24 protein-coding genes are annotated in these 22,638 nt (G+C 64.4%); 12 read left to right on the forward strand and 12 right to left on the reverse strand.

Annotation, left to right across the window (positions count from 1 at the left end):
• Positions 1–4: 4 nt before the first annotated feature.
• Together ACN8ZM_RS08810 and ACN8ZM_RS08815 are read right to left on the reverse strand one after the other, a co-directional pair.
• Positions 5–427, reverse strand: a complete 423-nt coding sequence (locus ACN8ZM_RS08810) for an NUDIX hydrolase (protein ID WP_043182812.1) — start codon at positions 425–427, stop codon at positions 5–7.
• Positions 428–577: 150 nt separating this feature from the next.
• Complete coding sequence (locus ACN8ZM_RS08815; RefSeq protein WP_420209807.1) at positions 578–820, reverse strand: hypothetical protein; 243 nt, start codon at positions 818–820, stop codon at positions 578–580.
• A gap of 276 nt (positions 821–1,096) precedes the next feature.
• Between ACN8ZM_RS08815 and ACN8ZM_RS08820 the strand changes: the two genes are divergently transcribed.
• Positions 1,097–2,206, forward strand: a complete 1,110-nt coding sequence (locus ACN8ZM_RS08820) for a CaiB/BaiF CoA transferase family protein (RefSeq protein WP_420209808.1) — start codon at positions 1,097–1,099, stop codon at positions 2,204–2,206.
• A gap of 82 nt (positions 2,207–2,288) precedes the next feature.
• On the opposite strand, the gene ACN8ZM_RS08825 is transcribed toward ACN8ZM_RS08820, so the two are convergent.
• From ACN8ZM_RS08825 to ACN8ZM_RS08840, 4 genes are all read right to left on the reverse strand, one after another.
• Entirely contained in the window at positions 2,289–2,861 is a 573-nt protein-coding gene (locus ACN8ZM_RS08825) for a hypothetical protein (RefSeq protein WP_007180433.1), read from the reverse strand.
• Between the two features lie 76 nt (positions 2,862–2,937).
• Complete coding sequence (locus ACN8ZM_RS08830) at positions 2,938–3,201, reverse strand: hypothetical protein (RefSeq protein ID WP_007180432.1); 264 nt, start codon at positions 3,199–3,201, stop codon at positions 2,938–2,940.
• Complete coding sequence (locus ACN8ZM_RS08835) at positions 3,198–3,560, reverse strand: hypothetical protein (protein WP_156903410.1); 363 nt, start codon at positions 3,558–3,560, stop codon at positions 3,198–3,200. The genes ACN8ZM_RS08830 and ACN8ZM_RS08835 overlap by 4 nt, the downstream gene beginning before the upstream one ends.
• Complete coding sequence (locus ACN8ZM_RS08840) at positions 3,557–6,583, reverse strand: Tn3 family transposase (protein ID WP_007181927.1); 3,027 nt, start codon at positions 6,581–6,583, stop codon at positions 3,557–3,559. The genes ACN8ZM_RS08835 and ACN8ZM_RS08840 overlap by 4 nt, the downstream gene beginning before the upstream one ends.
• A 143-nt stretch (positions 6,584–6,726) precedes the next feature.
• Here ACN8ZM_RS08840 and ACN8ZM_RS08845 point away from each other — a divergent pair, with 143 nt between their 5' ends.
• Positions 6,727–8,418, forward strand: coding sequence for a site-specific integrase (locus ACN8ZM_RS08845; RefSeq protein ID WP_007180429.1), 1,692 nt, complete (start codon positions 6,727–6,729; stop codon positions 8,416–8,418).
• Positions 8,419–8,515: 97 nt separating this feature from the next.
• Positions 8,516–8,827, forward strand: coding sequence for a PhzF family phenazine biosynthesis protein (locus ACN8ZM_RS08850; protein WP_420209809.1), 312 nt, complete (start codon positions 8,516–8,518; stop codon positions 8,825–8,827).
• A 223-nt stretch (positions 8,828–9,050) separates the two neighbouring features.
• Here ACN8ZM_RS08850 and ACN8ZM_RS08855 read toward each other — a convergent pair whose 3' ends face one another.
• Positions 9,051–10,214 carry a pyridoxal phosphate-dependent aminotransferase gene (locus ACN8ZM_RS08855; RefSeq protein WP_420209810.1) on the reverse strand — a complete coding sequence of 388 codons (1,164 nt, stop codon included), beginning with the start codon at positions 10,212–10,214 and terminating at the stop codon, positions 9,051–9,053.
• A 58-nt stretch (positions 10,215–10,272) separates the two neighbouring features.
• Between ACN8ZM_RS08855 and ACN8ZM_RS08860 the strand changes: the two genes are divergently transcribed.
• From ACN8ZM_RS08860 to ACN8ZM_RS08885, 6 genes are all read left to right on the forward strand, one after another.
• Positions 10,273–10,947: a GntR family transcriptional regulator gene (locus ACN8ZM_RS08860; RefSeq protein WP_420209811.1), complete on the forward strand. Its 675-nt coding sequence runs from the start codon at positions 10,273–10,275 to the stop codon at positions 10,945–10,947.
• 33 nt (positions 10,948–10,980) lie between these two features.
• Positions 10,981–11,235, forward strand: a complete 255-nt coding sequence (locus tag ACN8ZM_RS08865; protein ID WP_420209812.1) for a hypothetical protein — start codon at positions 10,981–10,983, stop codon at positions 11,233–11,235.
• A 342-nt stretch (positions 11,236–11,577) separates the two neighbouring features.
• Positions 11,578–12,135 carry an RNA polymerase sigma factor gene (locus tag ACN8ZM_RS08870; RefSeq protein ID WP_089450503.1) on the forward strand — a complete coding sequence of 186 codons (558 nt, stop codon included), beginning with the start codon at positions 11,578–11,580 and terminating at the stop codon, positions 12,133–12,135.
• A gap of 12 nt (positions 12,136–12,147) precedes the next feature.
• Positions 12,148–12,456, forward strand: a complete 309-nt coding sequence (locus ACN8ZM_RS08875) for a hypothetical protein (RefSeq protein WP_420209813.1) — start codon at positions 12,148–12,150, stop codon at positions 12,454–12,456.
• Positions 12,457–12,458: 2 nt separating this feature from the next.
• Positions 12,459–12,755: a 4Fe-4S dicluster domain-containing protein gene (locus tag ACN8ZM_RS08880; protein WP_420209814.1), complete on the forward strand. Its 297-nt coding sequence runs from the start codon at positions 12,459–12,461 to the stop codon at positions 12,753–12,755.
• Between the two features lie 105 nt (positions 12,756–12,860).
• Positions 12,861–13,595 carry an O-methyltransferase gene (locus ACN8ZM_RS08885; protein WP_420209815.1) on the forward strand — a complete coding sequence of 245 codons (735 nt, stop codon included), beginning with the start codon at positions 12,861–12,863 and terminating at the stop codon, positions 13,593–13,595.
• Between the two features lie 67 nt (positions 13,596–13,662).
• Here the strand turns inward: ACN8ZM_RS08885 and ACN8ZM_RS08890 are convergent, their stop codons facing one another.
• The 3 genes from ACN8ZM_RS08890 to ACN8ZM_RS08900 all read right to left on the reverse strand — a co-directional run bounded on the left by ACN8ZM_RS08890 (position 13,663) and on the right by ACN8ZM_RS08900 (position 17,265).
• Entirely contained in the window at positions 13,663–15,126 is a 1,464-nt protein-coding gene (locus ACN8ZM_RS08890; protein ID WP_205822994.1) for an MFS transporter, read from the reverse strand.
• Positions 15,127–15,508: 382 nt separating this feature from the next.
• Positions 15,509–16,123 carry a peptide chain release factor H gene (gene prfH, locus ACN8ZM_RS08895; protein ID WP_420209816.1) on the reverse strand — a complete coding sequence of 205 codons (615 nt, stop codon included), beginning with the start codon at positions 16,121–16,123 and terminating at the stop codon, positions 15,509–15,511.
• Entirely contained in the window at positions 16,117–17,265 is a 1,149-nt protein-coding gene (locus ACN8ZM_RS08900) for an RNA ligase RtcB family protein (RefSeq protein WP_175020991.1), read from the reverse strand. The genes prfH and ACN8ZM_RS08900 overlap by 7 nt, the downstream gene beginning before the upstream one ends.
• A gap of 733 nt (positions 17,266–17,998) precedes the next feature.
• On the opposite strand from ACN8ZM_RS08900, the gene ACN8ZM_RS08905 reads away from it, so the two are divergent.
• Positions 17,999–18,907 carry an RNA ligase family protein gene (locus ACN8ZM_RS08905; protein WP_420209817.1) on the forward strand — a complete coding sequence of 303 codons (909 nt, stop codon included), beginning with the start codon at positions 17,999–18,001 and terminating at the stop codon, positions 18,905–18,907.
• Between the two features lie 2 nt (positions 18,908–18,909).
• Complete coding sequence (locus ACN8ZM_RS08910; RefSeq protein ID WP_420209818.1) at positions 18,910–20,043, forward strand: AAA family ATPase; 1,134 nt, start codon at positions 18,910–18,912, stop codon at positions 20,041–20,043.
• Positions 20,044–20,103: 60 nt separating this feature from the next.
• Here ACN8ZM_RS08910 and ACN8ZM_RS08915 read toward each other — a convergent pair whose 3' ends face one another.
• A complete protein-coding gene (locus ACN8ZM_RS08915; RefSeq protein ID WP_420209819.1) occupies positions 20,104–20,787 on the reverse strand; it encodes a hypothetical protein in 684 nt (227 codons plus the stop codon).
• 14 nt (positions 20,788–20,801) lie between these two features.
• A complete protein-coding gene (locus ACN8ZM_RS08920) occupies positions 20,802–21,341 on the reverse strand; it encodes a 5-formyltetrahydrofolate cyclo-ligase (protein ID WP_420209820.1) in 540 nt (179 codons plus the stop codon).
• A 330-nt stretch (positions 21,342–21,671) separates the two neighbouring features.
• Here ACN8ZM_RS08920 and ACN8ZM_RS08925 point away from each other — a divergent pair, with 330 nt between their 5' ends.
• A complete protein-coding gene (locus ACN8ZM_RS08925; protein WP_043182911.1) occupies positions 21,672–22,598 on the forward strand; it encodes a LysR family transcriptional regulator in 927 nt (308 codons plus the stop codon).
• The last annotated feature ends 40 nt before the right edge of the window (positions 22,599–22,638 follow it).

A 22,638-nucleotide genomic window follows, 5' to 3' on the forward strand; every position in this document is an offset into this window, starting at 1 on the left:
GACGTCAGCGCAGCCGGCCGTTCGCGATCGCCGAAAAACAGTCGAGACGCAGCAACTCGATGATCTTGCGCGTCGGCACGCTTGCACGCAGCGTGTCGAGGCGGTCGACGGTGAACCACTTGCAGCGGGCGATCTCGTTGCTCGCACGCGGCGTCAGGTGCGCCGGCACGTCGGCCACGAACACGTGATGGAGCTTCGTCAGCCCGCCGAACTGCACCGCGTAATCGAGCGCGAGCCCCTCCAGCCGCGTTTCCTCGGCGAGCTCCCGCAGTGCAGCATCGAGCGGCGTCTCGCCACGCCGGATCGTGCCGCCCGGCAGCGACCAGCGCGACGCGGTGCGGGCGACCAGCAGCACGCTGCTGCGCTGACGGCACACGATCGTGGCGCGTTCCTTGATGACGGCGAGTGTGTCCGGCCCGGTACTCATGTTCGGCAAAACGGGTGCTGAATCGTGGAGAAAATGCGCGTCGGCGGCGTGTCATTCGGCAGCGGGCCGCGACGGCGTACAGGCAGCCGCAACGATGCTACCGGCGGTTCGTGACAGTTCCGTGCACGGCGCTGCGGGACCGCTGACGCATCACGAGTGCGTATAGATCCCGTTGCGCGTCGGCTTCACGTGGCTCGGATGGCGGCGCTTGTGAACGGCACGCCGATGGTGGGGCGGCGGCGTGACGTGCCGGCGCGCGGGCGCGGGCCGTGCGGTCGGCGCTGCGCCCGGCATCCCGGTCTGTCCTTCGCCGAAATGGAACGTCTGGGTTTGCGCATGTCCAACGCCCAGCGTCGACGCCAGCATGAGGGCCGCCAGCAGCATCCGTTTCATGAATAATCCGTCCTATTTTTTTGAGATGAAGAATGCCCGCCAGCTTAGCGAAAGGCGGGGCGCTACCGCAACCGGCCCGTGTTCGGGGTCGCCCCCACTTGCGCGCGGCGGCGTCATCCGCACGGACTCAGGGTGCCGCCGGGGTTGACAACATAATTCTCGGGTGTGAATATAAATTCACACACAAGAATTATTCGCCGAATCCGGAAGGTCACGCCGCAGGCGTTGGGCCGCCAGAGCCGGCAGTCCGATCAACCGGAACCAGGAGCGGGACGCATGGCGGAACACGAGCAGCAGGGCGCGCTGGCGGGATTGCGCATCATCGATCTGTCGCGGGTGCTGGGCGGCCCGTATGCGACGCAGATCCTGGCCGACCACGGCGCGGAGGTGATCAAGGTCGAACCGCCGTCCGGCGACGAAACGCGCACGTGGGGTCCGCCGTTCGACGGCGATACCGCGTCGTACTTCCTCGGCGTGAACCGCAACAAGCTCGGCATTGCGCTCGACCTGACGCAGGCCGCCGACCGCGAGCGGCTGCTCGGCCTGCTCGAACATGCGGACGCCATCGTCGAGAACTTCAAGATCGGCACGATGGAGCGCTGGGGGCTCGGCTTCGACGCGCTGCACGCGCGCTTTCCGCGCCTCGTCCATTGCCGCGTGTCGGGCTTCGGCGCAGACGGCCCGCTCGGCGGGCTGCCCGGCTACGACGCGGCCGTGCAGGCGCTCGCGGGGCTGATGAGCGTCAATGGCGAAGCCGGCGGCGCGCCGCTGCGGGTCGGCGTGCCGATCGTCGATCTCGTCACCGGGCTGAATGCGGCGCTCGGCGTGCTGATGGCGCTGCGCGAGCGCGACGCGAGCGGCCGCGGCCAGTTCGTCGAATCGACGCTGTTCGACTGCGCGCTGTCGATCCTGCATCCGCATACGCCGAACTTCTTCCATTCGGGGAATGCCCCCGTGCGCACCGGCAATGCGCATCCGAACATCACGCCGTACGACAGCTTTCCGACGGCGAGCGTCGACATCTTTCTGGCGGTGGGCAACAACGGGCAGTTCGCGGGGCTGTGCGACGTGCTCGGCACGCGCGACTGGCTCGACGATCCGCGCTTCGCGGACAACCGCGCGCGCAGCGCGAATCGCGCCGCGCTACGCACGTTGCTCGAAACGGCGCTGGCCGGACACGACGGCGCGGCACTTGCCGAGCAGCTGATGCGCCGCGGTGTGCCGTGCGCGCCGGTGCTCGGGCTCGATGCGGCGCTCGACCATCCGCATGTCGCGCATCGGCAGATGAAGGTCGAGCTGGGCCGGCATCGCGGCATCGCGTCGCCGATCAAGGGGATCTACGCCGGAACCCCAGAAAATTCCGTCGTTCCACATTGTGAACATTAATCGGCTTATTCCAGCCGAAGAATGTTGGAGCGACGTCCGGTGAGTGACATGACGGTCTCGGTCACACGGACCATCAGGACCGTTACGCGGGGCCCAGTTCGATTACATTGTGGGACAGGTCGAGACAATCTTCGCAGTCCCGGCAAACCCAGTGCAGCATCGGCCCGACCGGATCTGGATGGTCGCTGAACGTTGTCAGCGCCGCGTCGTACTGAGCATCGGACGTGCTCGAGCGCAGTATCCGCTCGAGATTAGACTCGATGCTGTCCAGGCTGCATTCACCGATGCCGGACTTGAACACCGTCACACCGCCTGACGGGTTGACCGCGAAGAAGAAAAACGCCTTCGTGTCGACCATGTGCGACAGGATTGTCCTGGCGATGAAGTTGCTCGGATTGATCAGCGCATTGAAGATGCGGTAGCCGTAAAACTCTAAGCCGAAGTGTACGACCTCGAAGTCGTCGGTGCCGCGTATCGAGTGGCCAAAGTTGAAACCGCTGCGTGTTACGTCGTTCGGAATGTCATCCACCGGCCGCAGTGCCAGGCAAGCATAGTGCGTCTGGCCCTCGGCCACGAGTCCCATCGCAAAGCAGGGCGCGCGCTCGGCCAGCAAGGCCTCGACAAAATTCCGGTTCATGCGGAGCGTTGGCAGCATCGGGCATCCTTCATCGTGAATCAAATCAACATTTGCCGACCTGGCTGTGCGGTGCGTCGACGTCGAACATCAAAGGCTATACATCGTCGAGCTCGAACAGCGCGCGATCGGCGGGCCGCGACAGATAATCGTCCATCATCGCGCGGAAATCGGCTTCATCCCACTCGCCGCGATCGACACGCCGCAGCAACGCCTCGCCGGCCAGCATGATCTTTCGCTCGCGATCCGCGCGCGTTTGCTTGACCTGCTGGCGCTGCGCCTTAGCTGCCGCTTTGCGGGCTGTTTTCAGCTCCTGCAGCTTTTCGTCTGTCGCATCGAGACGACGTTTCAGCATGTTCATTCTGGCGTCCTGTTCGAAGAAGCGGTTTGCGCGGGAAACCGGCGCGCCGGCGTGCGCCGGTTCGTTACATTCGCGCCGTACTGTCGCGCCCAGGTGCGTACCGAGGGAGCGATATCGACTAACGTCGGCGGCATGTTCGGCAACACATCCATCGTCCAGCCACCCAGCCGCTTTGGCGCAATATACGCCGGTCGCCAGCTGCCGTCGGCCAGGATATCGATCACGAACAGCGACGTGCCGACGCTCAGTCGCCAGGTGTTGACCACGGCTGGGGGTAAAGGATTACCTGGTTGTGGCATCGTATTCCACCGTAACAGGAATAAGGGATTCCAAGCCAGAACCGCCGAAAATTCGATCACTCCAATTCGAGCCCTGCAATGAGCGCGTCCAGGTCGATTTTGTTGTCGCTTTGAAAAGTGTAGTGCCCGTTCAAAAGGATATGCCGCCAGGCTGCCGGTGATATCTGCGTAAGCCGCGCCAGCGCCTTGGCGTTGCCACTGGCCTCCCATTTCGTCAGTAGATGCGACAGAATCGCCGAGTTGTAAAAAATGATGACGTTGGCGATCAGCCGGGCGCACTGGTTGCTGATCTCGATTTCGATGTCGGTGCGGCCGGTCAATTCCTTCTTGCCGCCGACCTGGGCGATGGTCGAACGAAGCTGATGGTAAGACTCGAGGCGGTTTTGGGAGCGATGCACGTTTCGCTCGAGCTGCGGGTCGCGCAGGTAACGCAACGTGTAGATGGTACGAATGAGCTTATCGAACTCAAAAATCGCGCGACGTGTCGGGTTTTCCTGCGAGTACGTACATAGTTTGCGGATCAGCGAGCCCTGCGTGATCTCTTTGAGGCCCAGCGTGGCGACGATCTGATCGATATTTGTCTTCTCACTGGTGATGAGCTGCCGATCGATTTGTCCGATCGGCTGAATCAGGCATTTCTCGTACAGCGCCGGGTCGTCGATACAATACAATTCCTGCAACTGGTCATCGAGGTTTGTGAAGCGAGGCTCGAAGCGCAACCCGAACCAATACAGGATAGCGAAGTTGGCTTTGTTGATGCTGTGCATGTCGCCGGTGATCGCAGTCGGCACTATATCCGACGTGTTGCGATACCAGATGTCGAACACGTGATGCGCCTCGTACTCGTGCGCGCCGATTAGGTAGCCGTTCAACGGGACATGATTGCACAGCAGCGTGTAGGCGACGACGCCTTTGCCTCGTCCGAAGTATTTGCGCGAGTAACGCGCCTTCACGGTCGGTCGCTCGACGCCGAATTTCTGCCCATCGACGGCGCTGTACAGCGCATCGAGATCGAACGAGTAGTACGGGAAGATCGGCAGCGCGGCGATGGCGTTGCTGATGCAGTCGTTGGCCGCATGCAGCGTCGCCTGACGCAGATACTGCTGGTAGGTGCTATCCAGAACGTGGTACGGAATGTCGCTGGTGCGCGCCATGACATGGTTGCCATGGTTCATTGCCTGAGCGATGATAACCGCCATCAGGCTATCGGCGTCCGCTACCTTCTTCGCGTAGCGCGGCTGCAATGGCGTCAGCGCCGACAGGAACTGGCACTGGCCGTTGACGAAGCGGAACACGTCGGCAACATCGCAGAATGGCAGTTGCTCGTAGAATGCCTGCTCACGCACCTTCTGGTTCTCGGTTTTCGGTTTGCGCCAAATCAGCTTCTGCGTATCCTTGTCGTATTCCAGGTGCGTAAGCTTGCCCTGTTTCAGCTCTCGGTTGAAGGCCAGCCATTGTGCATGCAACTCGGCCGCTAACGCATCGAGTTGGGCATCGATTGGCTGCTGCAGGAACGGGATCTCCATCTGCGCCAGCGCGTCGGCCTTCTCGTTCATCGAAACAAGCTCGTCGGAGAAGTGACGATGTTGCAGACTGTCGTCGAGATAGATCTCTCCCGACTGGAAGCGCTTCCGGATCTGGCGGTACAACCAGAATTCGTAGCGATCGGCGTGCAAACCGGTCGGCTGACCATCAGCGCCGAAGATCAGCAGGTACGGTCGCAGGCGCTTCGGCAGCGTGGCCGCGGGACATTCGGCGAGCGGTCGTTGTGACAGGCGCTGCTGTTTGGCGAAGGCCCCCTTGACCCAAGCCAGCGCCGCGAGCCACGGGTTGTCTGGGGAGGTGCCGACGAAGTCGAGCTCGACGTACAAGGGGCGCAGGTGACGGCGAATACGTTTGGCTAGGCCGTCCACCGCCAACCAGTGTAGTGCCAGTTGACTCAGCGGCTTGACCGTCATGCGTTGCGCCGTGTTTTGTAGCACATCTTTGGCCATGATTTTATAGGCGCGCTGACGCACCTCGCCGAACGGCGTCGGATCGGCTACGCTGTCGTCCACATAGAGCGACAACAGGCGGCCGATCTGCGGCGTTTCCCGATGGCGTTTTACTTGCTCGGCGATGAGTGACTGTTTCGCGCCCGCGCTGCTTTCTTCCTCGAGCTGCTTCATGTGGAAGGCCATCGCATCGACCAGGTTGTCGGTGAGCTGTCGGAAGCGCACCCAGGCGTAACACAGCAGGTAGAGCTGCGCCTGATCCGCCTTCAGGTTGCGCAGGTCGTGGACGGTATAGAAGTTCGCCAGGCTTGCGTAGTACAGCACGTTCTGCTGCGAGATATCCAGCCGGGGCAGCAGCGTCCTGGCGATTTCGTGCAACGGCTGCAGCGTGCCGCGCTTTTCGCGTTCGCGGACCATCTGACGCCAGCCGAAATTCTTGGCATCCTGTTTCAGCGCCGCCAGTTTCGACAGAGTATCATCGCGCACCAGAAGTTGGTCTAGCGCGGTTTGGGTCAATTCGTCCAATACGCCGGTGAGCAGGTCGCCCAGCCGCCGACGTTCGACGGACAGGGCTTCGCTGACTAGCTCTTGCAAGGTCGTGTAGCCGGGCCGGATCATCTTGTGCTCATTGAGCCACACGATGAGCTCGGCGGCGACGAATCCCGGTGTCACGTCGCGACGTACGATCTGCGCGGCCTGCTGCATGAGTTGCGGCAGGAAGGCGGCCACCCACGGTCGATAGCCGTACAGTTCAGCGATCTGTTCGCGCTGGGCGTAGTACTCGTGCCGGGTGATCGGCTTGCGTTCGAACGGCTCGCCGTGGAAATAGCGGCTCAACACGAAATCGTAATCGTCCTCAACCTCGTCCCAATCGAAGCGGAAGAAGGCGTGCTTGGACTTGAAGTAGCCAATCTGCAAGATGCAATAGACCTGCGCGGGTATGGAGGGCCGGCTACTGGCGAGCGCCAGTTCGGATTCGGTCAATGCCAGGTATTCCAGCCGCTGCGCATCGTCGAAATCAGGCAGGCCATACAGGGCTTCCTGTTCGGCGTCGGAAAAGACGCTGAGCAGCTTATTCTTGTTGATCATCGACCATCCTCTCCACGCAACGTCAGATCCTTCAATTTTGTGATATCACGACATGGGGTACGACAGAAATATTGAACTCCCGCATTCTACAGAGATAAGCTTTATTATCTCTGTGGCATTGTTTCCATATTAAACTCGATGACATGAAAACGCGCCCCACGAGCCCGTCCGCCGCCGACATCCCGACCGACTTTCCTGATGCTGATGCACTGGCAGCGCTGCGTGCCTGGTACGAGGGCGCATCCTCGCGTGAGGCGGCACACCGGTACATGCAAGATCGGCTCAGCCACAGCCAGTCAGCCCGCGGCGTCATCGGCCAGATCCGCCGGCAACTGGCACTTTATGCCCGTAACCGACAGCGGGCAGATCTGGCCACGCTGTTCGAATGCCCGGCCCAAAAGCGTATGCATCATGCGCGCGCCACCACGCAGGCTGTCGAGCTACTGCGCATCATGCCTGCGCCAGCTCCGCAGATCGGCGACGACATTGCGCACTGGCTGCCGAATCGCGCTGCCCGCACCCTGCACGCGGCCGGCATCCGGACCCTGGCCGATCTCACGGTACGGATTCCGCGTCGCCGGCAGTGGTGGACCGTCATTCCGGGTCTCGGGCCGGCCAGTGCAAGAAGGATCGAGGCCTTCTTTGCCGCGTACCCGGCGCTCACGGAGCGGGCCCGCGCACTGATCATCGCGGATCGGCAGTCAGTCGTGACGCCTTGGGAGCAACTACGGCTACCGCACGAGATCGACGGATCCGCCGGCGCCTTCCGCGCACCGGTGTCGGCCTGCATCCTCGGCGTCGACAACGATTACGACGCTATCCAGGCATGGCTCGCGTTGCACGAATCCCCGGCCACGCAGCGGGCCTACCGCAAGGAAGCCGAACGGCTGATTCTCTGGGGCATCGTTGCTCGCGGCAAGGCGCTGTCTTCGCTGACCACCCGGGATGCCACCGACTACAGGGCGTTTCTGCGCAGACCTACACCGCGAGAACGCTGGGTCGGGCCACCGCGGCCGCGCACATCAACGGACTGGCGCCCGTTTGTCGACAACCTCTCGGCCCGTTCGATTGCGCATGCGCTTGCCGTGCTCAGCGCCATGTTCCGCTGGCTGGTCGAGCAGCGCTACGTCGTGGCCAACCCATTCTCCGGCATCAAGGTACGCGGCAGCAAGCGCGCCATGGCTCTTGAAACCTCGCACGCTTTCACCGAAGGAGAATGGATGCTGACGCGCACCATCGCCAACGGGCTCGAGTGGTCGTACGGCTGGCAGGCGCCCGCTGCGCAACGGTTGCGGTTCATGCTGGATTTCGGCTACGCAACGGGACTGCGGATCAGCGAACTGGCTGACGCCACACTGCGCAGCATCGAAGTCGACGCAGCCGGTGATCACTGGCTGCACGTGGTCGGCAAGGGCGGCAAGCCAGCCCGCGTTACCCTGACACCCCTAGCGCGCACAGCGCTGGACCGATATCTGCAGGAGCGGGGGCTTCCTGTCAGCCGTGCTCACTGGAATCCGACCACGTCCCTGATTGGCAGCCTTGACGACGCCGATGCCGGCATCAAGCCCTTGCGGCTGTGGGAAGTCATGCGCCGGTTTTTTCGGCTCGTCGCGCAGATTATCAAGAACGACCATCCGGTGCTGGCTGAAAAGCTGCATCGGGCCTCTCCGCACTGGATGCGGCACACCCATGCGACCCACGCGATCGCCAGAGGGGTTGAGCTGAGCGCCGTACGAGATAACCTGCGTCACGCGTCGATTTCGACCACGTCGATTTACTTGCATACCGACGATGTAAAGCGGGCACGGCAGTTCGGGCAGGCATTTACCGACTGAGTTACTCGCTCGGCACGTCAGGCAACAAACCGATTGACGTTCACAATGTGGAATGACGGAATTTTCTGGGGTTCCGGCGTAGAACCCCGATCTGGATTTGATCGGTTACTACGTCTTCTCGACGACGACGAAAATACCCGGGCGCCATGCAGGCACCCGCATGTTCGCGCCGCGTTTCGGCATTGCCGAAGAGTCGGCGACCGGAACGGCAGCCGGGCCGCTGGCGTGCCTGCTCTACGAGCGGATGGGGGCAGGCGACACGGAAATCATCATTGAACAAGGGCACTTGATGCCGCAACCATCGCCGAGCGTCATCAAAGTCATGCTCGATGTCGAAGGCGGCAGGATCTCGCGATTGATGGCCGGAGGCACCGGGGTGGTCACGCGGTCGATCACTGTCGAGATCTGAGGTTGCTTCGAACGTCCGCTTCCCGAATGTCCGAATGGCTTCAGTAGGGCGGTTAATCACGTGGCCGATTGCGTCGGCTACATCGACCGCCTTTTGATATCGAAGCTCATCCGGATAGCATCCCTTGCGGGCTAACTCGCCATGAATTCACCTCCCGAGCTTTTTGATGACGTTCCGTTCTCGGGCCGCAGAATCTCGGGCAGAGGAATTCAATCAGGCATCCTCACATCCCGAGTGCCTCGGTGACTTTCCTGCCGAATCCCGCATACCGGTTCACCGGCTCGTTCGCGAAGACGAAACGGATATAGGCGCCTCCGTGTTGCCGACCCCAGCCCGTCATCGCCGTCGCGCATACGTCCAGTTCGAGCAGCCGCTCCGACATCTGTTCACCCGTGAGACCGAAATCCGACACGCGCAGCAGCATCGACCAGCCGCCCGCAGGCATGCCGAACGGCAGGCCATGAAGCTCGGCGGCAATCGCGTCGCGTCGACGCTGCAGTTCCGCGACGTAATCGGGCAGGTCGATCGTCGAGCGCTCGAGCGCGAGGGCGGCGGCCTCCTGCGCGATGCCGACCGGCACGACCACGTTCGCGAGCGACACCGCAACCAGATCGGGGATGAGCGCATCCGGCGCCACGATCCAGCCCACCCGCCAGCCGATCATCCGCAACTCCTTCGACGCCGACCCCACCGTGATCGTGCGCTCGGCCATGCCGGGCAGCCGAGCCGGATGAACGACCTTGCGCCCGTCGAACAACAACCGCTCCATCGCGCTGTCGACGATCAGCAACAGATCGTGCTGCACGCACAGACCGGCGACGAAGACCCAGTCCTCCTCGTCAAGCACCGCGCCGGAAGGCATCGACGGGGACATCAGCAGCATGGCGCGCGTTTTCGGGCCACACGCGGCGGACATCGCCGCGCGACCGAGTTTCCATTCCGCGCCCGGGTGAAAGCTGAACGGGATCTGCACGGGTGAGCCGCCGGCCAGCCGCACGCGGTTGAGCAGTCCCGCATAGGTCGGGTCGGTCAGAATGACCTCGTCGCCGACTTCCAGCACCGCCAGCAGGACGTTCAGGATGCCGGACAGGCCACCCGCCGACACGATGACGTTGTCGGCCCGGTAGTTCACCCCCGTCTGCACGGTGACGTGCGCTGCAACGCTGGCGCGCAGCCGGTCCTGGCCGACGAATGGCAGATACGAATTCGCGGCATCCTCGCTCGCCGCCGCGCGCGTTCGCGCGAGCGCATCGGCGTGCGGCGGGATATCCGTATCGAGATTCTCCAGCCGGAGCACGTCGCGGCCAGAGTGGTCCGCGATAGATCCCATGCGGTCGACGCCGATACCGGCGATCTCCTGCAGTCGGGCGGGGCGGCGGTGGCGCATGTCTGTCTCCCGATCTGTTACTATAGATAATAGATAATCTATTCTGATGGTGGTTGAGATGAATGGCGATGTCAAGGACGATCGCTCGGTTGCGGCGCATATCGCGCAGTCGATTGCCACCCGGATCGTTTCGGGTGAACTTGCGCCGGACGAGCGGCTCAAGCAGGACGAGTGGGCCGACGCGTTCAGTACGAGCCATGTGCCGGTCCGCGAAGCGTTTCGCCGGCTCGAGGCACAAGGGCTGGTCATCGCGGAGCCTCGGCGTGGGGTGCGCGTGGCGCCGCTCGATGTGGAGGCGGTCATTGAGGTCTCCCGCATGCGGGCTGCGCTCGAACCGCTCGCGCTCCGGTACGCGATTCCCCGCTACACCGAAGATGACCTGGCACGCGCTGCGTCCTTTCTGGAGGGCGACGCACCATCGGGAGACATCGCCACGCTCGAACGCATCAATCGAGGCTTTCATCAGGCGATCACCACGCCGTGCGGCATGCCGCGGGTCGTCTCCGTGATCGCGGATCTGCATCAGGCCAGCGCGCGCCATCTGTTTGCCGCGTGGAAATGGCTCGACTGGCGTGCGCGCTCCGACAACGAGCATGTCGAGATATTCGATGCGGCACGCGCTGGCCGGGTCGACGAAGCCTGCGAGCGCCTGGCTACACACATCACCGACGCCGGTCAGGCACTGACTGACGCGCTACGACAAAAAGCGATCCCGGTGGAGCCGGATGCCTGATACTTGGCCAGTTGCACAACGACGGAGATGCACATGGTGTTCTTTGCCTGCTCCAGGATCGGCGTCAACGCATTCGAAAGTCTATGGCGCGACAACAAGGCTCATCGCCTGTGGGTGGATGCTGGCGTACTGACTGAAGAAGAGATGGCTGCGCTTCGCTCTGCGGGAATGCTCGTCACGAACTTCACGGGCCATGCTCGCGCAGGAGACGTCCAGGCAATGGTGCAAGCAGTTGCCGTCATTCAAGAGCATCATCCTGCAGAGCCGATCTGGATCGAGGCTGTGTGACACGCGAAGTCTTTCTCGCACGAGACGTTCGCTGAACGTTGTCACTCAGCCGCGGTCGGTTGCCGCCGCCTCGGGCCGGCGGCAGTCGGAGACCATGCACGGTTGGTCGTGACCTTTTGACCGTCGTCGCCGGCCCGTTTCTTTCACTCTCTTTACATGGCGCCAAGTTGCGTCAGCGATGACCTCCGGGCCGGACAACACGCGTGTTCCCCGGGCTTGGCGCCGTACACGCTATCCCCCCGTAAAGCCCGCGCGCTCGCGCAGTAAATTTTCACACTCGACACAATATTCGCGCGGCTGAAACGTCTTCAGGCACATGGACCGCCACTCACTTCACGCACGATGACCGACCCAGACCGCGACATCACCGCGATCGTGATGCGTGAACGAACGAGGCTCGTGAGCTTTATCCGGCGTCGGATACGCGACCCGGACGATGCCGAGGACGTTCTGCAGGATGTGTTTCACGAGTTCGTTCAGGCTTACCGGCTTCCCGCGCCAATCGAACAGGCGAGCGCGTGGCTTTTCCGTGCCGCGCGCAACCGTATCGTCGACCGCTTTCGCAAGAAGAAGGAGCAGCCGCTGGCGGATCTGTTCGACGCCGAGGATGACGCGAACGACGAGTATCGCCTGGACCTCGCGCTACCCGCGCACGATGCCGGCCCCGAGGCGCTCTACGCGCGCACGCTCTTGCTCAAGGCCCTGCAGGATGCGCTCGACGAGTTGCCGGCGAATCAGCGCGAGGTATTCATCGCGCACGAACTGGAGGGCCGCTCCTTCAAGGAGATGGCCGCGCAAAGCGGTGTCGCGCTCAATACGCTGCTCGCTCGCAAACGCTATGCGGTCTTGCATCTGCGTGCCCGGCTGCAACCTGTTTATGACGAACTGGACAATACCTAGAGGAGTCGACAGATGAATTTTCGAATCAGATGTGCCGGCAAGGCGCTGCTCGCGGTGATCGCCATCGCGGTGCTCGGATGGGTCGTCATGATGTTGTGGAACTGGGTGATGCCGGCGCTATTCATCGGCGCCCGCACGATCGACTTCGCCCATGCGCTGGGCCTGCTCGTGTTGAGCCGCATCCTGTTCGGCGGATTCCGCGGACACCGCGGCTGGCGCGGTCGGCGCCACTGGCGCAAGTGGGAATCCATGACGCCCGAAGAGCGCGAGCATTTCCGGACCGCGTGGCGATCCGGCAGCAACCGGCCCGACGGGGAGTGAACGTGCGCGAAAAATCAGCGGGCGACTGCAAACAGAAACCGGGCGTGATCGTGCCGGTCGTCGATCTGAAACGTTGCGAAGGCAAAGGGGATTGCGTCGCGGTTTGCCCGGAGAACGTGTTCGAGATCCGGCGCATCGACCCGGCCGATTACGTCGGCCTCGATCTGATGCATCGCCTGAAGCAGCGCGTGCATGGAATGAAAGTCGCCTACACGCCGAACGCGCATGCGTGCCGGTCATGCGGACTGTGCGTGACGGCGTGCCCCGAACACGCGATCACGCTCGCCCGAACGGCATAGCAACGTCCGTGTATCGCCGCTATCGAGCGACGGCGCAGCAACCCTGACGGGGCAGGCGGTTGCTGGATACAGCGTCGAAGTGATCAATTTCGCCAAGGAACGCACATGGCTTCACCCACCACCGTTCTTCTGCGACGGCTCCACGAAGAGAGCCGGACCGAAATCATCGCCCGCGCCCGCGCACAGTTCCAGGGGTCGAACGCGGATTTTCTGTCGTTAGCCGAAGACTACGAAGCGATCGCACCGCGTCTGAGGGGGCGGTTTCTCGAAACGTTCGGGCTGTCCAGCGACGACTTCGCGTCTGCGGAAGGCAGTCCGCTGTCGTTGGCCGTGTCGCCGGAAACGGGCGGATTTCTACGCAACCTGGTGCTCTCGCAACGACCGGCGAGAATCCTCGAACTCGGCAGTTCATGCGGCGTGTCCACGCTGTATTTCGCCGAGGCGCTGCGCACGTTGGGTAGCGGCGTGGTCGTCGCGACCGAACGCGATGCGCTCAAGTGCACGCGTTTGCGCGATCACGTCGGAACGGCGGGCCTGGACGCCTATGTCGATGTGCGAGAGGGCGATGTCGTCGAGATCGTCGCCGAGCTGGACGGTACGTTCGACATGGTATTCATCGACGTATGGGCCGACGTCTATCTGAAGGTGTTCAAGGAGATCGAGCGCCTGCTACGCCCGGGATCGATCGTACTGGCCGACAACATGTACACGGCCGAGGACGCGGTTCGACCGTACAAGCACTATCTGGACGACGATCCGCGGTTCTCGACCACGACGCTGGATTTTGAATCGGGGATCGAATTTACGGTCGTCGTTTCTCAAGCGGGAATGTCGTCGTAGCGTCCTTGTCGCGACGCACCAGACATGATGCGGGGAGCGCGTTCCCGCCCCCCGCATCGAAACACGCTCACACCGGATTGATCTCGTCCTGGCTGCGCCGCGTCGTCAGCGGCCCGAGCACGCGCAGCGTGACGGCGACGATACCGAGCGCAATCGAAATCACGCCGAACATCGCACCCGCGCCATAACTGCCGAGCACCGGCAGCAACACGAACGGCAACGCACCGCTGACGATCCGCGACAGCGCATAGGTACTGCCGATCGCCGTCGAGCGCACGCGCGCCGGGAAAATCTCCGCCTGGTACACGTGATACGCGTTGCTGAACACGTTCGACGCGCAGGTCGTCAGGAACCCGAAGCCGACGATCAGCATCGTATGGCCCGAGTATGCGAAGCACAGCCCGAACACGGCGATCGACAGGATCGACACGATCACGAGCGTGCGGCGTTCGATCCAGTTGAGCAGCGGAATCGACAGCAGCGAGCCGATCGGATAGCCGATGAACGACAGCGCAATGAACAGCGTACTGTCCGTCACATCGAAACCGCGGCTCTTCACGACCGTACCGGCCAGCGTACCGAAGCCGTAATAACCAAAGCCCTGGAACAGGTGAAAGATCGCGAGCATCAGGTAGCGCGCACCATACGGCTCGCGACGCAGCAGCGCGATACGCTCGCCGAGCCCGAGCGGCCGTTGCGGCTCGACCGGTTCCGCGAACTGCTCGGGCACGCGCACGCCGGTGCCTTCCGCAAAGCGCCGCAATGCCGCGTGCGCCTCCGCGGTGCGCCCTTGCGCGAGCAGCCAGCGCGGGCTCTCCGGCAACCGGTGCTGGACGAGCAGCACATACACCGCGCCGAGGCTGCCGATCGCGAGGATGATGCGCCAGCCGGCCACGCCCCCCACATGCAGCGGGTTCAGCCACAGCGCGAGGAAGCCGACGAGCGGCACCGCGACATAGGAAGTCGTATAGGCCCACGCAGCGAGCCGCCCGCGCTTTTCTTTCGGCAGGATTTCGGACAGGAAGCTGTCGGCGACCGGGTAGATCGCACCGACGCCGATGCCCGTCAGGAACCGGCACGCGACGAGCATGTCGGCATTCACCGAAAACGCGCCGACCAGCGAGAACGCGCTGTACCACGTGAGCGTCAGCAGGAACGCCTTGCGCCGGCCGATGCGGTCGGCGAGGCTGCCGAGGCACATCGCGCCGACGAACATGCCGATGAATGCCGATGCCAGCAACAGCTTGAAATCGGTGCTCTGCCGGCTCAGCCCGTATTCGTTCTGCAACGCGGAACCGATCGTGCTGACGAGGAAGATCTCGTACATGTCGAAGAACAACCCGATGCCGATCACCCAGACGACGAACCGGTGCAATGCGCCAACCGGCAGGTCGTCCATGAAAGCGCCGAGCGTGACACGGCGGGCGGGGCGGGCCGACGCATCGGCGTCGACGCCGGCGGCAGCGGCCGGCGGTCGTGCGGACGCGGGTTCGCCCGCGTTGCCGCCGAGATCGAGGGAATGGCTGTTCATCGTGTCTCCTGATTATCGATACGCCGTGGCGCGTGGCCCGGCCGTTCGCGACCGGCGCACTGCACCCGGCCGCACGACGTGGCGGCAGGCACCGCAAGGCCCGTGAAAGGGCCGGATAGGCGGGCTGTACCGATCGTCCGGCACATGGTGGGCAAATCCGCGACACGTGATAATTGCGGATGTTTCAAGCGTCCTTTCCTGTGCAGAAAGGGTGCGGAACACGCGGCGGCCGGCATGGCCGCGGCAGGCCCGTGCAGCCTGCGTGGCGCGCGTTGACGCCCCGGATCCGGTTGCGCTTGCACGCCACCGGCAGGCCGGGAAAACCATGAACGCCGTTGTGTGACCGCCGGCGCAACAGCCGCCGGCGGCCAGGATCGCGTGCTCAGTCAGCCGGCACGAACGCCGCCCCGTAAAACACGCGCACGGGGTTGCCGCGCTCCAGCGCGAAGTGCTGCATGCGCCGCTGTTGGCGTGCATCGGACGCGTGACGGTCGGCTTCCTGCTGCAGCCGCACCTGCAGCAACTGCAGCGCCAGCCGCTTGTTCGCGTGCTGGCTGCGCTCGCTTTCCACCCGCACCGACAGGCCGGTCGCGACATGGGTCGCCCGAATCGCGGAGCTCGTCTTGTTCACGTGCTGGCCGCCCGGCCCGCGTGCGCGCATCGCTTCGAACCGCACATCGCCATCCGGCAGCGGCTGTGAGTCGGCACAGCGCGTGACGCCGATGAACCAGTTCTTGCGTGGATGGCGCAACCGGTACGGGCTCGCGCAAATCCATTGCAGCGTGCCCGTCCAGCGGTCGGCAAGCGCGTGCGCGCCAGCGCCGTCGAGATCGAGCAGCGCCGAGCGCAGCGTGCCGGGCCGTTCGCCCGGCTGCGCATCGAGCACCGTGACGACGACGCGCTGCGCGTCCGCTTCCGCCTGCAGGCGCCGCAATGCATGGGCCGCGGCCAGCTGGCACTCGAGCGGGCCGTGCGCCGAAGAAATCTGCATCAGCATCGGTCAGCCTCCGCGGACGTCTTGTAGGTCAGCACCGGCGCGAGCCGCGCGAGCTTGCGCAGCAGGCCGGCCGCCTCGAGCGCGTCGACGACGCTGTCGATCGGCTTGTAGGCCTGCGGCGCTTCCTCGTACAGCAGTTCGCGGTCTTCGCAGATCACGTGGCTGCCGAGCGGCGTGCGCGTGAGCTGCGACGGCGTGAAGCGCCGTTCGAGGCGCTCCTTGCAATCGCCACGTGCCCACTTGCGGCCCGCACCGTGCGCCAGCGACGCAAGGCTGGCCGCATCGTCCGGCCGTACCGGGGCGACGAGGTAGCTGTAGTCACCGCGCGACCCGGGAATGACGACCGGCCCCGCATCGGCCGGCGTCGCACCTTTGCGATGCAGCCAGCCCGGCTCGCCGTCGACGCTCGCGCGGCTCACCAGGTTGTGGTTCACGTCGAGCACGCATTGGCCGTCGGTACGCCAGCGCGCCAGCATGCGCCGCGCGATCAGGTCGCGATTCGCGACCGCATAGCGCAACGCCGCATCGTGACGCGCGAGGTACGCGGTGCAGGCGGCATCGGTGTCGTCGAGGCCGTTGTAGCCGTGCTCGCGCATGTGCTGCTCGAGGATCGACTGGCCGAAGCCGCGCGACCCGCTGTGCACGAGCAGCAGCAGACGGTCGCGGTCGAGACCGAGCGCCTGGACGGCATCCGCGTCGTACACCGCGTCGATCCGCTGCGCCTCCGCGAAATGATTGCCGCTACCGATCGTACCGAGCGACGCCGCGAACGCGTGATCCGCGAAGCCGGCGGCCGCAATGCACGGCTGCCAGCTGGCATCGGGCGTGGCATCGATCGAGCCGAGCCGGCTCGCGAGCTTCGACGCGCTGACGCGCCGCGCGTCGAGCGCGGTTTGCCACAGCGCCATCCCGCAGCCGATATCGCCGCCGATCAGCGCCGGATACAGCCGGCCCGTCGAGAAGAACGCAGCGCCGACCGGGTAGCCGCGTCCAGGATGAAGATCGGGCATGCCGGCGACGCGCCGCATGCCGGGGAGGGTGGCAGCGTGTTCGAGCTGCCGGATCGCCTCACCTTCGATCCAGGTGGTGGCACAAGCGCACAGCGTGATGTGCTTGGCCAGGTATTGCATGGAATTGCCCATGGAGGTTTCCGTTCGATGAAAAGGAAGAACGGCGGGCCATGGCGCAGGCAGCGCACAGATGCGCTGCCCGACATCGGAAGTCGGGAAGAGGGCGGCACGACCGGATCGGAACGACCCGGCTCATCGCCGTGATGGCGATGCGCGGTGCTGCTTGGCGTGAACGATGAAACGAACGGACGCGAAAAACCCGAACTACGACCCGCGACGGGAGGAGTGTTGGCGTGACGTCATGATTTTTTCTCCTTGCGAGTGAGGGGTTGATCGGAATGGCGGCGACTCTAGCATGCTCGCGACGGTCGCAGCAAGCGGGCAGCGCAGCGCTGTCCATCGAATCGTCGTTCGATGTTGCGAAAATCATACACATAGGAATCCGTATCATTCCCTCGTCGATGTCGCGCACGACGCGCCGCAGCAGGCATGCGACGTACGCAGACAGCCACCACGGATGTGCCCAACCACGCTTGACAGCACAAAAGCCGTTTCGTAGCATCCGCCTGCTTCATCCCTGAACCCTCATCGAATCGGTGATCCAAGTGCCCGCAAACATTCGTCCCTTCGCCTGATACGCCGACGACTGCCGTCCCGGCCGCGTGTCGTCCTGCCCGTTTCCGCCTGCCTCGCAGCGCCGGAACGTCGATCGCAGGAACGCGCCCGGACCAGCACTGACACCGCAACGCACACCCCATCGTTCGTTCACGTCGTCGGCTTTTTCCCCTGTTTCCGGAGAAAGACCATGACGCTGGATTTTCGCGCCTACGCGCAATCGCTCGACCTCGCCCGCTACCCGCGCACGCCGCATCTCGAAGGCTCGCGCCTGCAGGACGGCGACGAAGGTCACGACCACGTTCCCTATCGCACCCTCGCGGGCGCCCATCTCGTCGTCGAGGAAAAGCTCGATGGCGCAAACACGGGCATCAGCTTCAGCCCGGCGGGCGAACTGCTGCTGCAGTCGCGCGGCCACTATCTGGCCGGCGGCGGCCGCGAGCGGCAATTCGGGTTCGTGAAGACCTGGGCGGCCGCCCATGTCGGCTGGCTGCTCGATCGCCTCGGCGATCGCTACGTGATGTACGGCGAGACGATGAGCAAGAAGCACGCGGTGTTCTACGACGCGCTGCCGCATCACTTCTTCGAATTCGACGTGTTCGACCGCACGACGGGCCGCTTCCTGTCGACGCCCGCGCGTCGCGCGCTGCTCGCCGACGGGCCCGTGCTGTCGGTGCCCGTGCTGTACGAAGGCATCGCACCGGCGCGGCTCGCGGACCTGAAGGCATTGCTCGGCCCGTCGCTCGCGAAGACGCCGGACTGGCGTCGCGCGTTCGAGGACATGGTGCGGCGGCAGGGGCTCGACCTCGCGCGGGCATGGCAGCAGTGCGACAAGTCGGAGCGCTCCGAAGGGCTCTACGTGAAGGTCGAGACGGACGACACGACGACCGCGCGCCTGAAGTGGGTGCGCCACGATTTCGTGCAGGCCATTCTCGAATCGGCGCGCCATCACTCGGAGCAGCCGTTCATCCCGAACCTGCTCGCGCCGGAGGTCGACCTGTATGCGTCGCGCCCGACGGTCACGTGGACATCGATCCCCGCTGCGCAGCCGAACCAACGAATGCGGAACGGCCGAGCGCCGTTTCGAGAGGAGTCTTGATCATGAAGTACGAACAACTGCAGGCGCTCGTGCCTGCGCCCGGCCGGCAGCCGGACTATCGCGCGTGCCTCGCGGCGTTTCCCGCGCTCGAACACGCGAAGACGACCCCGCAGGAGCCTGCGCACCACGGCGAAGGCGACGTGTGGACGCATACGATGATGGTGATCGATGCGCTGCTCGCGCTGCCCGAGTACCAGGCCGCGTCGCGCGCAGATCAGGAGATCGTGTTCCTCGCCGCGCTGCTGCACGACATCGCCAAGTACAGCACGACGGTCGTCGATCCCGATACCGGGGCGATCGGCCATCCCGGCCACTCGCGCAAGGGCGCAATCGATGCACGGATCGCGCTGTGGGATGCCGGCATGCCGTTCGCGGTGCGCGAGGCGATCTGCCGGATGATCGCCGTGCATCAGGTGCCGTTCTTCGCGATGAGCGGATCGCGCCGTGGCACGCCCGAGTTCATCGCGCGCGAGCTGTCGTGGCAGGTCAGCCTGCCGCTGCTGTGCCTGCTCGCCGAAGCCGACATTCGCGGGCGCATCTGCGACGACACGCAGCGCGTGCTCGACAACATCGAACTGTTGCGCGAGCAGGCGCTGGAAGAGGGCTGTTACGGCCAGCCACGCGCGTTCGCCGATGCGCACACGGCGCTCAGCTATTTTCGCGGCGCGGACGTGCATCCCGACTATCCGCTGTACCGCACGCCGGGCTCGCGGGTCGTCGTGATGTCGGGCCTGCCCGCGTCGGGCAAGAACACGTGGGTTGCGCGGCATCATCCGGATCTGCCGGTCGTGTCGTTCGACGATGCACGCGATGCATTGGGGCTGCGCCACGGCCAGAACGAGGGCGCGGTCGCGCACCATGCGGTCGACGCCGCGAAGGCGTTGTTGCGCGAACAGCAACCCTTCGTGTGGAACGCGACGAACCTGTCGCCGCTGATGCGCAAGAAGACGCTCGACCTGCTGTTTGCGTACGGCGCCGACGTGACGCTCGTCTACCTCGAACAGCCGCGCGCGGCACTGCTGCGTCGCAACGCGCGGCGCGACACGTCACTGACGAATCGCGCGCTCGAGGCGATGCTGCTGCGCTGGGATCTGCCGCTACCCACCGAAGCGCACGCGGTGCGCTACGAAGTCTGATGCGACACCGTCACCACACGAGCCGGTACGCCGCACGTCATCGCGGCGTACCGGCTCATTTCATTTCAGCGCCGGATTCTGCTGCGTCGCGCAGGCGCGCAGCGCGGTGACGAGATCGGCCTTGCCCAGCTTCTCGAACAGGTCGGCCATCTCCATCTGCGCGACCGGATCGCCTTCACGGGCCGCGCGCCAGCGCAGCGACGCGATCATCCCGCTCATGCCGTCGCCGGGCGTTTCGCCGTCGTAGCCCGACATCGCCTGCAAGACATCCGCGAGCTTGTTGTAGCCGGCCGGCACGTGATGAACGAGCAACCACGCAATCGCAGGCTGCGCACCTTCCCAATCCTCGTCGTCGAGCGAACTGCTCGCCAGGCGCGCGGCCGCGCGCCACGAACCGAGCGACGCCGCCTTCGCATACGCGATGTCGGCTTCGCGGCCGCGTGGCGACGGCGCCGCGTCGAACGCGGCCTGGGCTTCGGCCGACGGCGGCGGCAACGCTAGCTTCGTGCAGCGGAACGCGCCCGCATCGGGCGCGTTGCCGGGCAGGTCGGCCCAGCGCACCTGATCCTTCAGCGCGCGATCGAGCGTGGGCCGCACGTCGCTTTCCTTCATCGACGCGAACACCCAGTCGGTCCGGACATGGCGCGCGGCGTCCCAGTCGCCTTCGGCGCACGCGTGCTGCGCGAAGGCCAGGCAGGTGGCCACGCAGCCGATCCGGAACAGCTTTCGGGCAGGGGATGTCATCCTGGACTCCGGTCTCAACTTGCCATGATGATGAAGGTGGTGAGCGCGATCGGGAACAGGGCGAGGCCGAGCAGGCCCAGCGCGCCATCGGCCGCCATCGCGATCGGCGACAACGCCAGCTTGGCGCCGTGGCCGACGGCCGTCAGCTTGTCCGTCACCGTGACATGGTAAGGACGATTAAACGCCTGCGGAACCGACGAAGGCGTGACATCGTTCGGCAGATAGCGCTTGCCGCTGATCGTGCCTTCCGACGTCAGGTAGCCATGGTCCTTCTTGAAACCGTCCGCGAGCGCACGCTCGCGGACGTCGGAGCCGGTCGGCGCATCCGGGTAGTCCAGCCTCATCGTGTAGCGACCGGTGATCGCGTCGCCGTGCGTCTCGAAATCGTTGAACGCCGTGTGGATCTTGGGACGATAGGGCGCGGTGAGCACCGTCGCGAGGCCCGGCGGCATCTCGAAGATGTAGTGATACTTCTGGCCGAGCACGACGAGTTGCTTGCCGTCCGCGGTAATCAGGAAGGTCGACAAGGTTTCGTCGTATTCCGAATCCTTCATCCACGCTTTCGTGGCGGGACCGAAATCGGCGCAGCCGGCGAGTATGCCGGACGCTGCCACGGCGGGCAGCGCGAGAAATGTTCTTCTTTTCATGAGTGCTGTTTTGGATGTTGTTCGTTATTCAGCGGAACCGCTTGAATGTCGGACGCAGCGTTCGAGGAACGCGGCATCCTGACGGCCGGTCATGCGGTTACTTCGCCTGCGCATTGTAGGGCCAAAACCGCAAGTGCAGTATCCCCCGGGCCAAGCACCGCGCCGGCGTGCGGTAGACTGCTCGCTCGCTTGCCTGCCGCCCCTCACACGACCGTTCGCACCCAGCCCGCCCAGACCATGGATCGAATCGATGCGATGAAGGTGTTCGTCGCCACGCTGGACGAGGGCAGCCTCGCGGGCGCAGGCCGGAAGCTCGGCCGGTCGCCGGCGGCGGTCAGCCGCGCGATTGCGTTCCTTGAAGAACATACGGGCACCGCGCTGCTGTACCGCACGACCCGGACGATCCGGCTGAGCGAGGCCGGCGAACGCTATGCGGCCGCGTGCCGCCGCATCCTGTCCGATCTCGAGGAAGCCGACATGCTGGTCGCCGACGAACGCTCGGCGCCGCGCGGCCTGTTGACGGTCACTGCGCCCGTCGCCGCGGGCGAAGACGTGCTGCGTGCGCTGCTCGACGAATTCATCGAACGCCATCCGGCCGTGTCGATCCGCCTGCAGTTGCTCGACCGCCCCGTCAGCCTGATCGACGAAGGGATGGACGTCGCGCTGCGAATCGCGCACCTGACCGATTCGACGCTGGTCGCGATTCCGGTCGGCGCGGTGCGGCGGGTCGTCGTGGCTTCGCCCGATTACCTGGCGCAGCATCCGGCGATCGAGACGCCGGCCGATCTCGCGCAGCACCGGATCATCTCGATGACGCATTTCGGCCTCGATTCGTGGAGCTTTCCGCCGTCCACGCCGTCGGCGCTGCCGCAGGTCGTCCCGTTCACGCCACGCTTCATCATCAACACGATCCGCGGCGCGGTTGCGTCGGCCGTCGCCGGGCACGGCGTCACGCGGCTCTTCTCGTATCACGTCGCCGAACCGGTACGGGACGGCACGCTGCGGATCGTGCTGCGCGACAGCGAACACGCGCCGTTGCCGATCCATCTCGTCACGCCTTACGGACGCCTTTCGGTACCGAAGGTGCGTGCCTTCGTCGATTTCGCGGCGCCGCGCCTGCGCGAGCACTTCGCGCGGCTGGCGGCCATTACCGACGGCGATTGAACCGGAGCGCGGAAGAATGGCTTTCGCATGACGGGGATTC

It is taken from the genome of Burkholderia aenigmatica (assembly GCF_048627025.1).
GTDB classification, from domain to species: Bacteria; Pseudomonadota; Gammaproteobacteria; order Burkholderiales; family Burkholderiaceae; genus Burkholderia; species Burkholderia aenigmatica.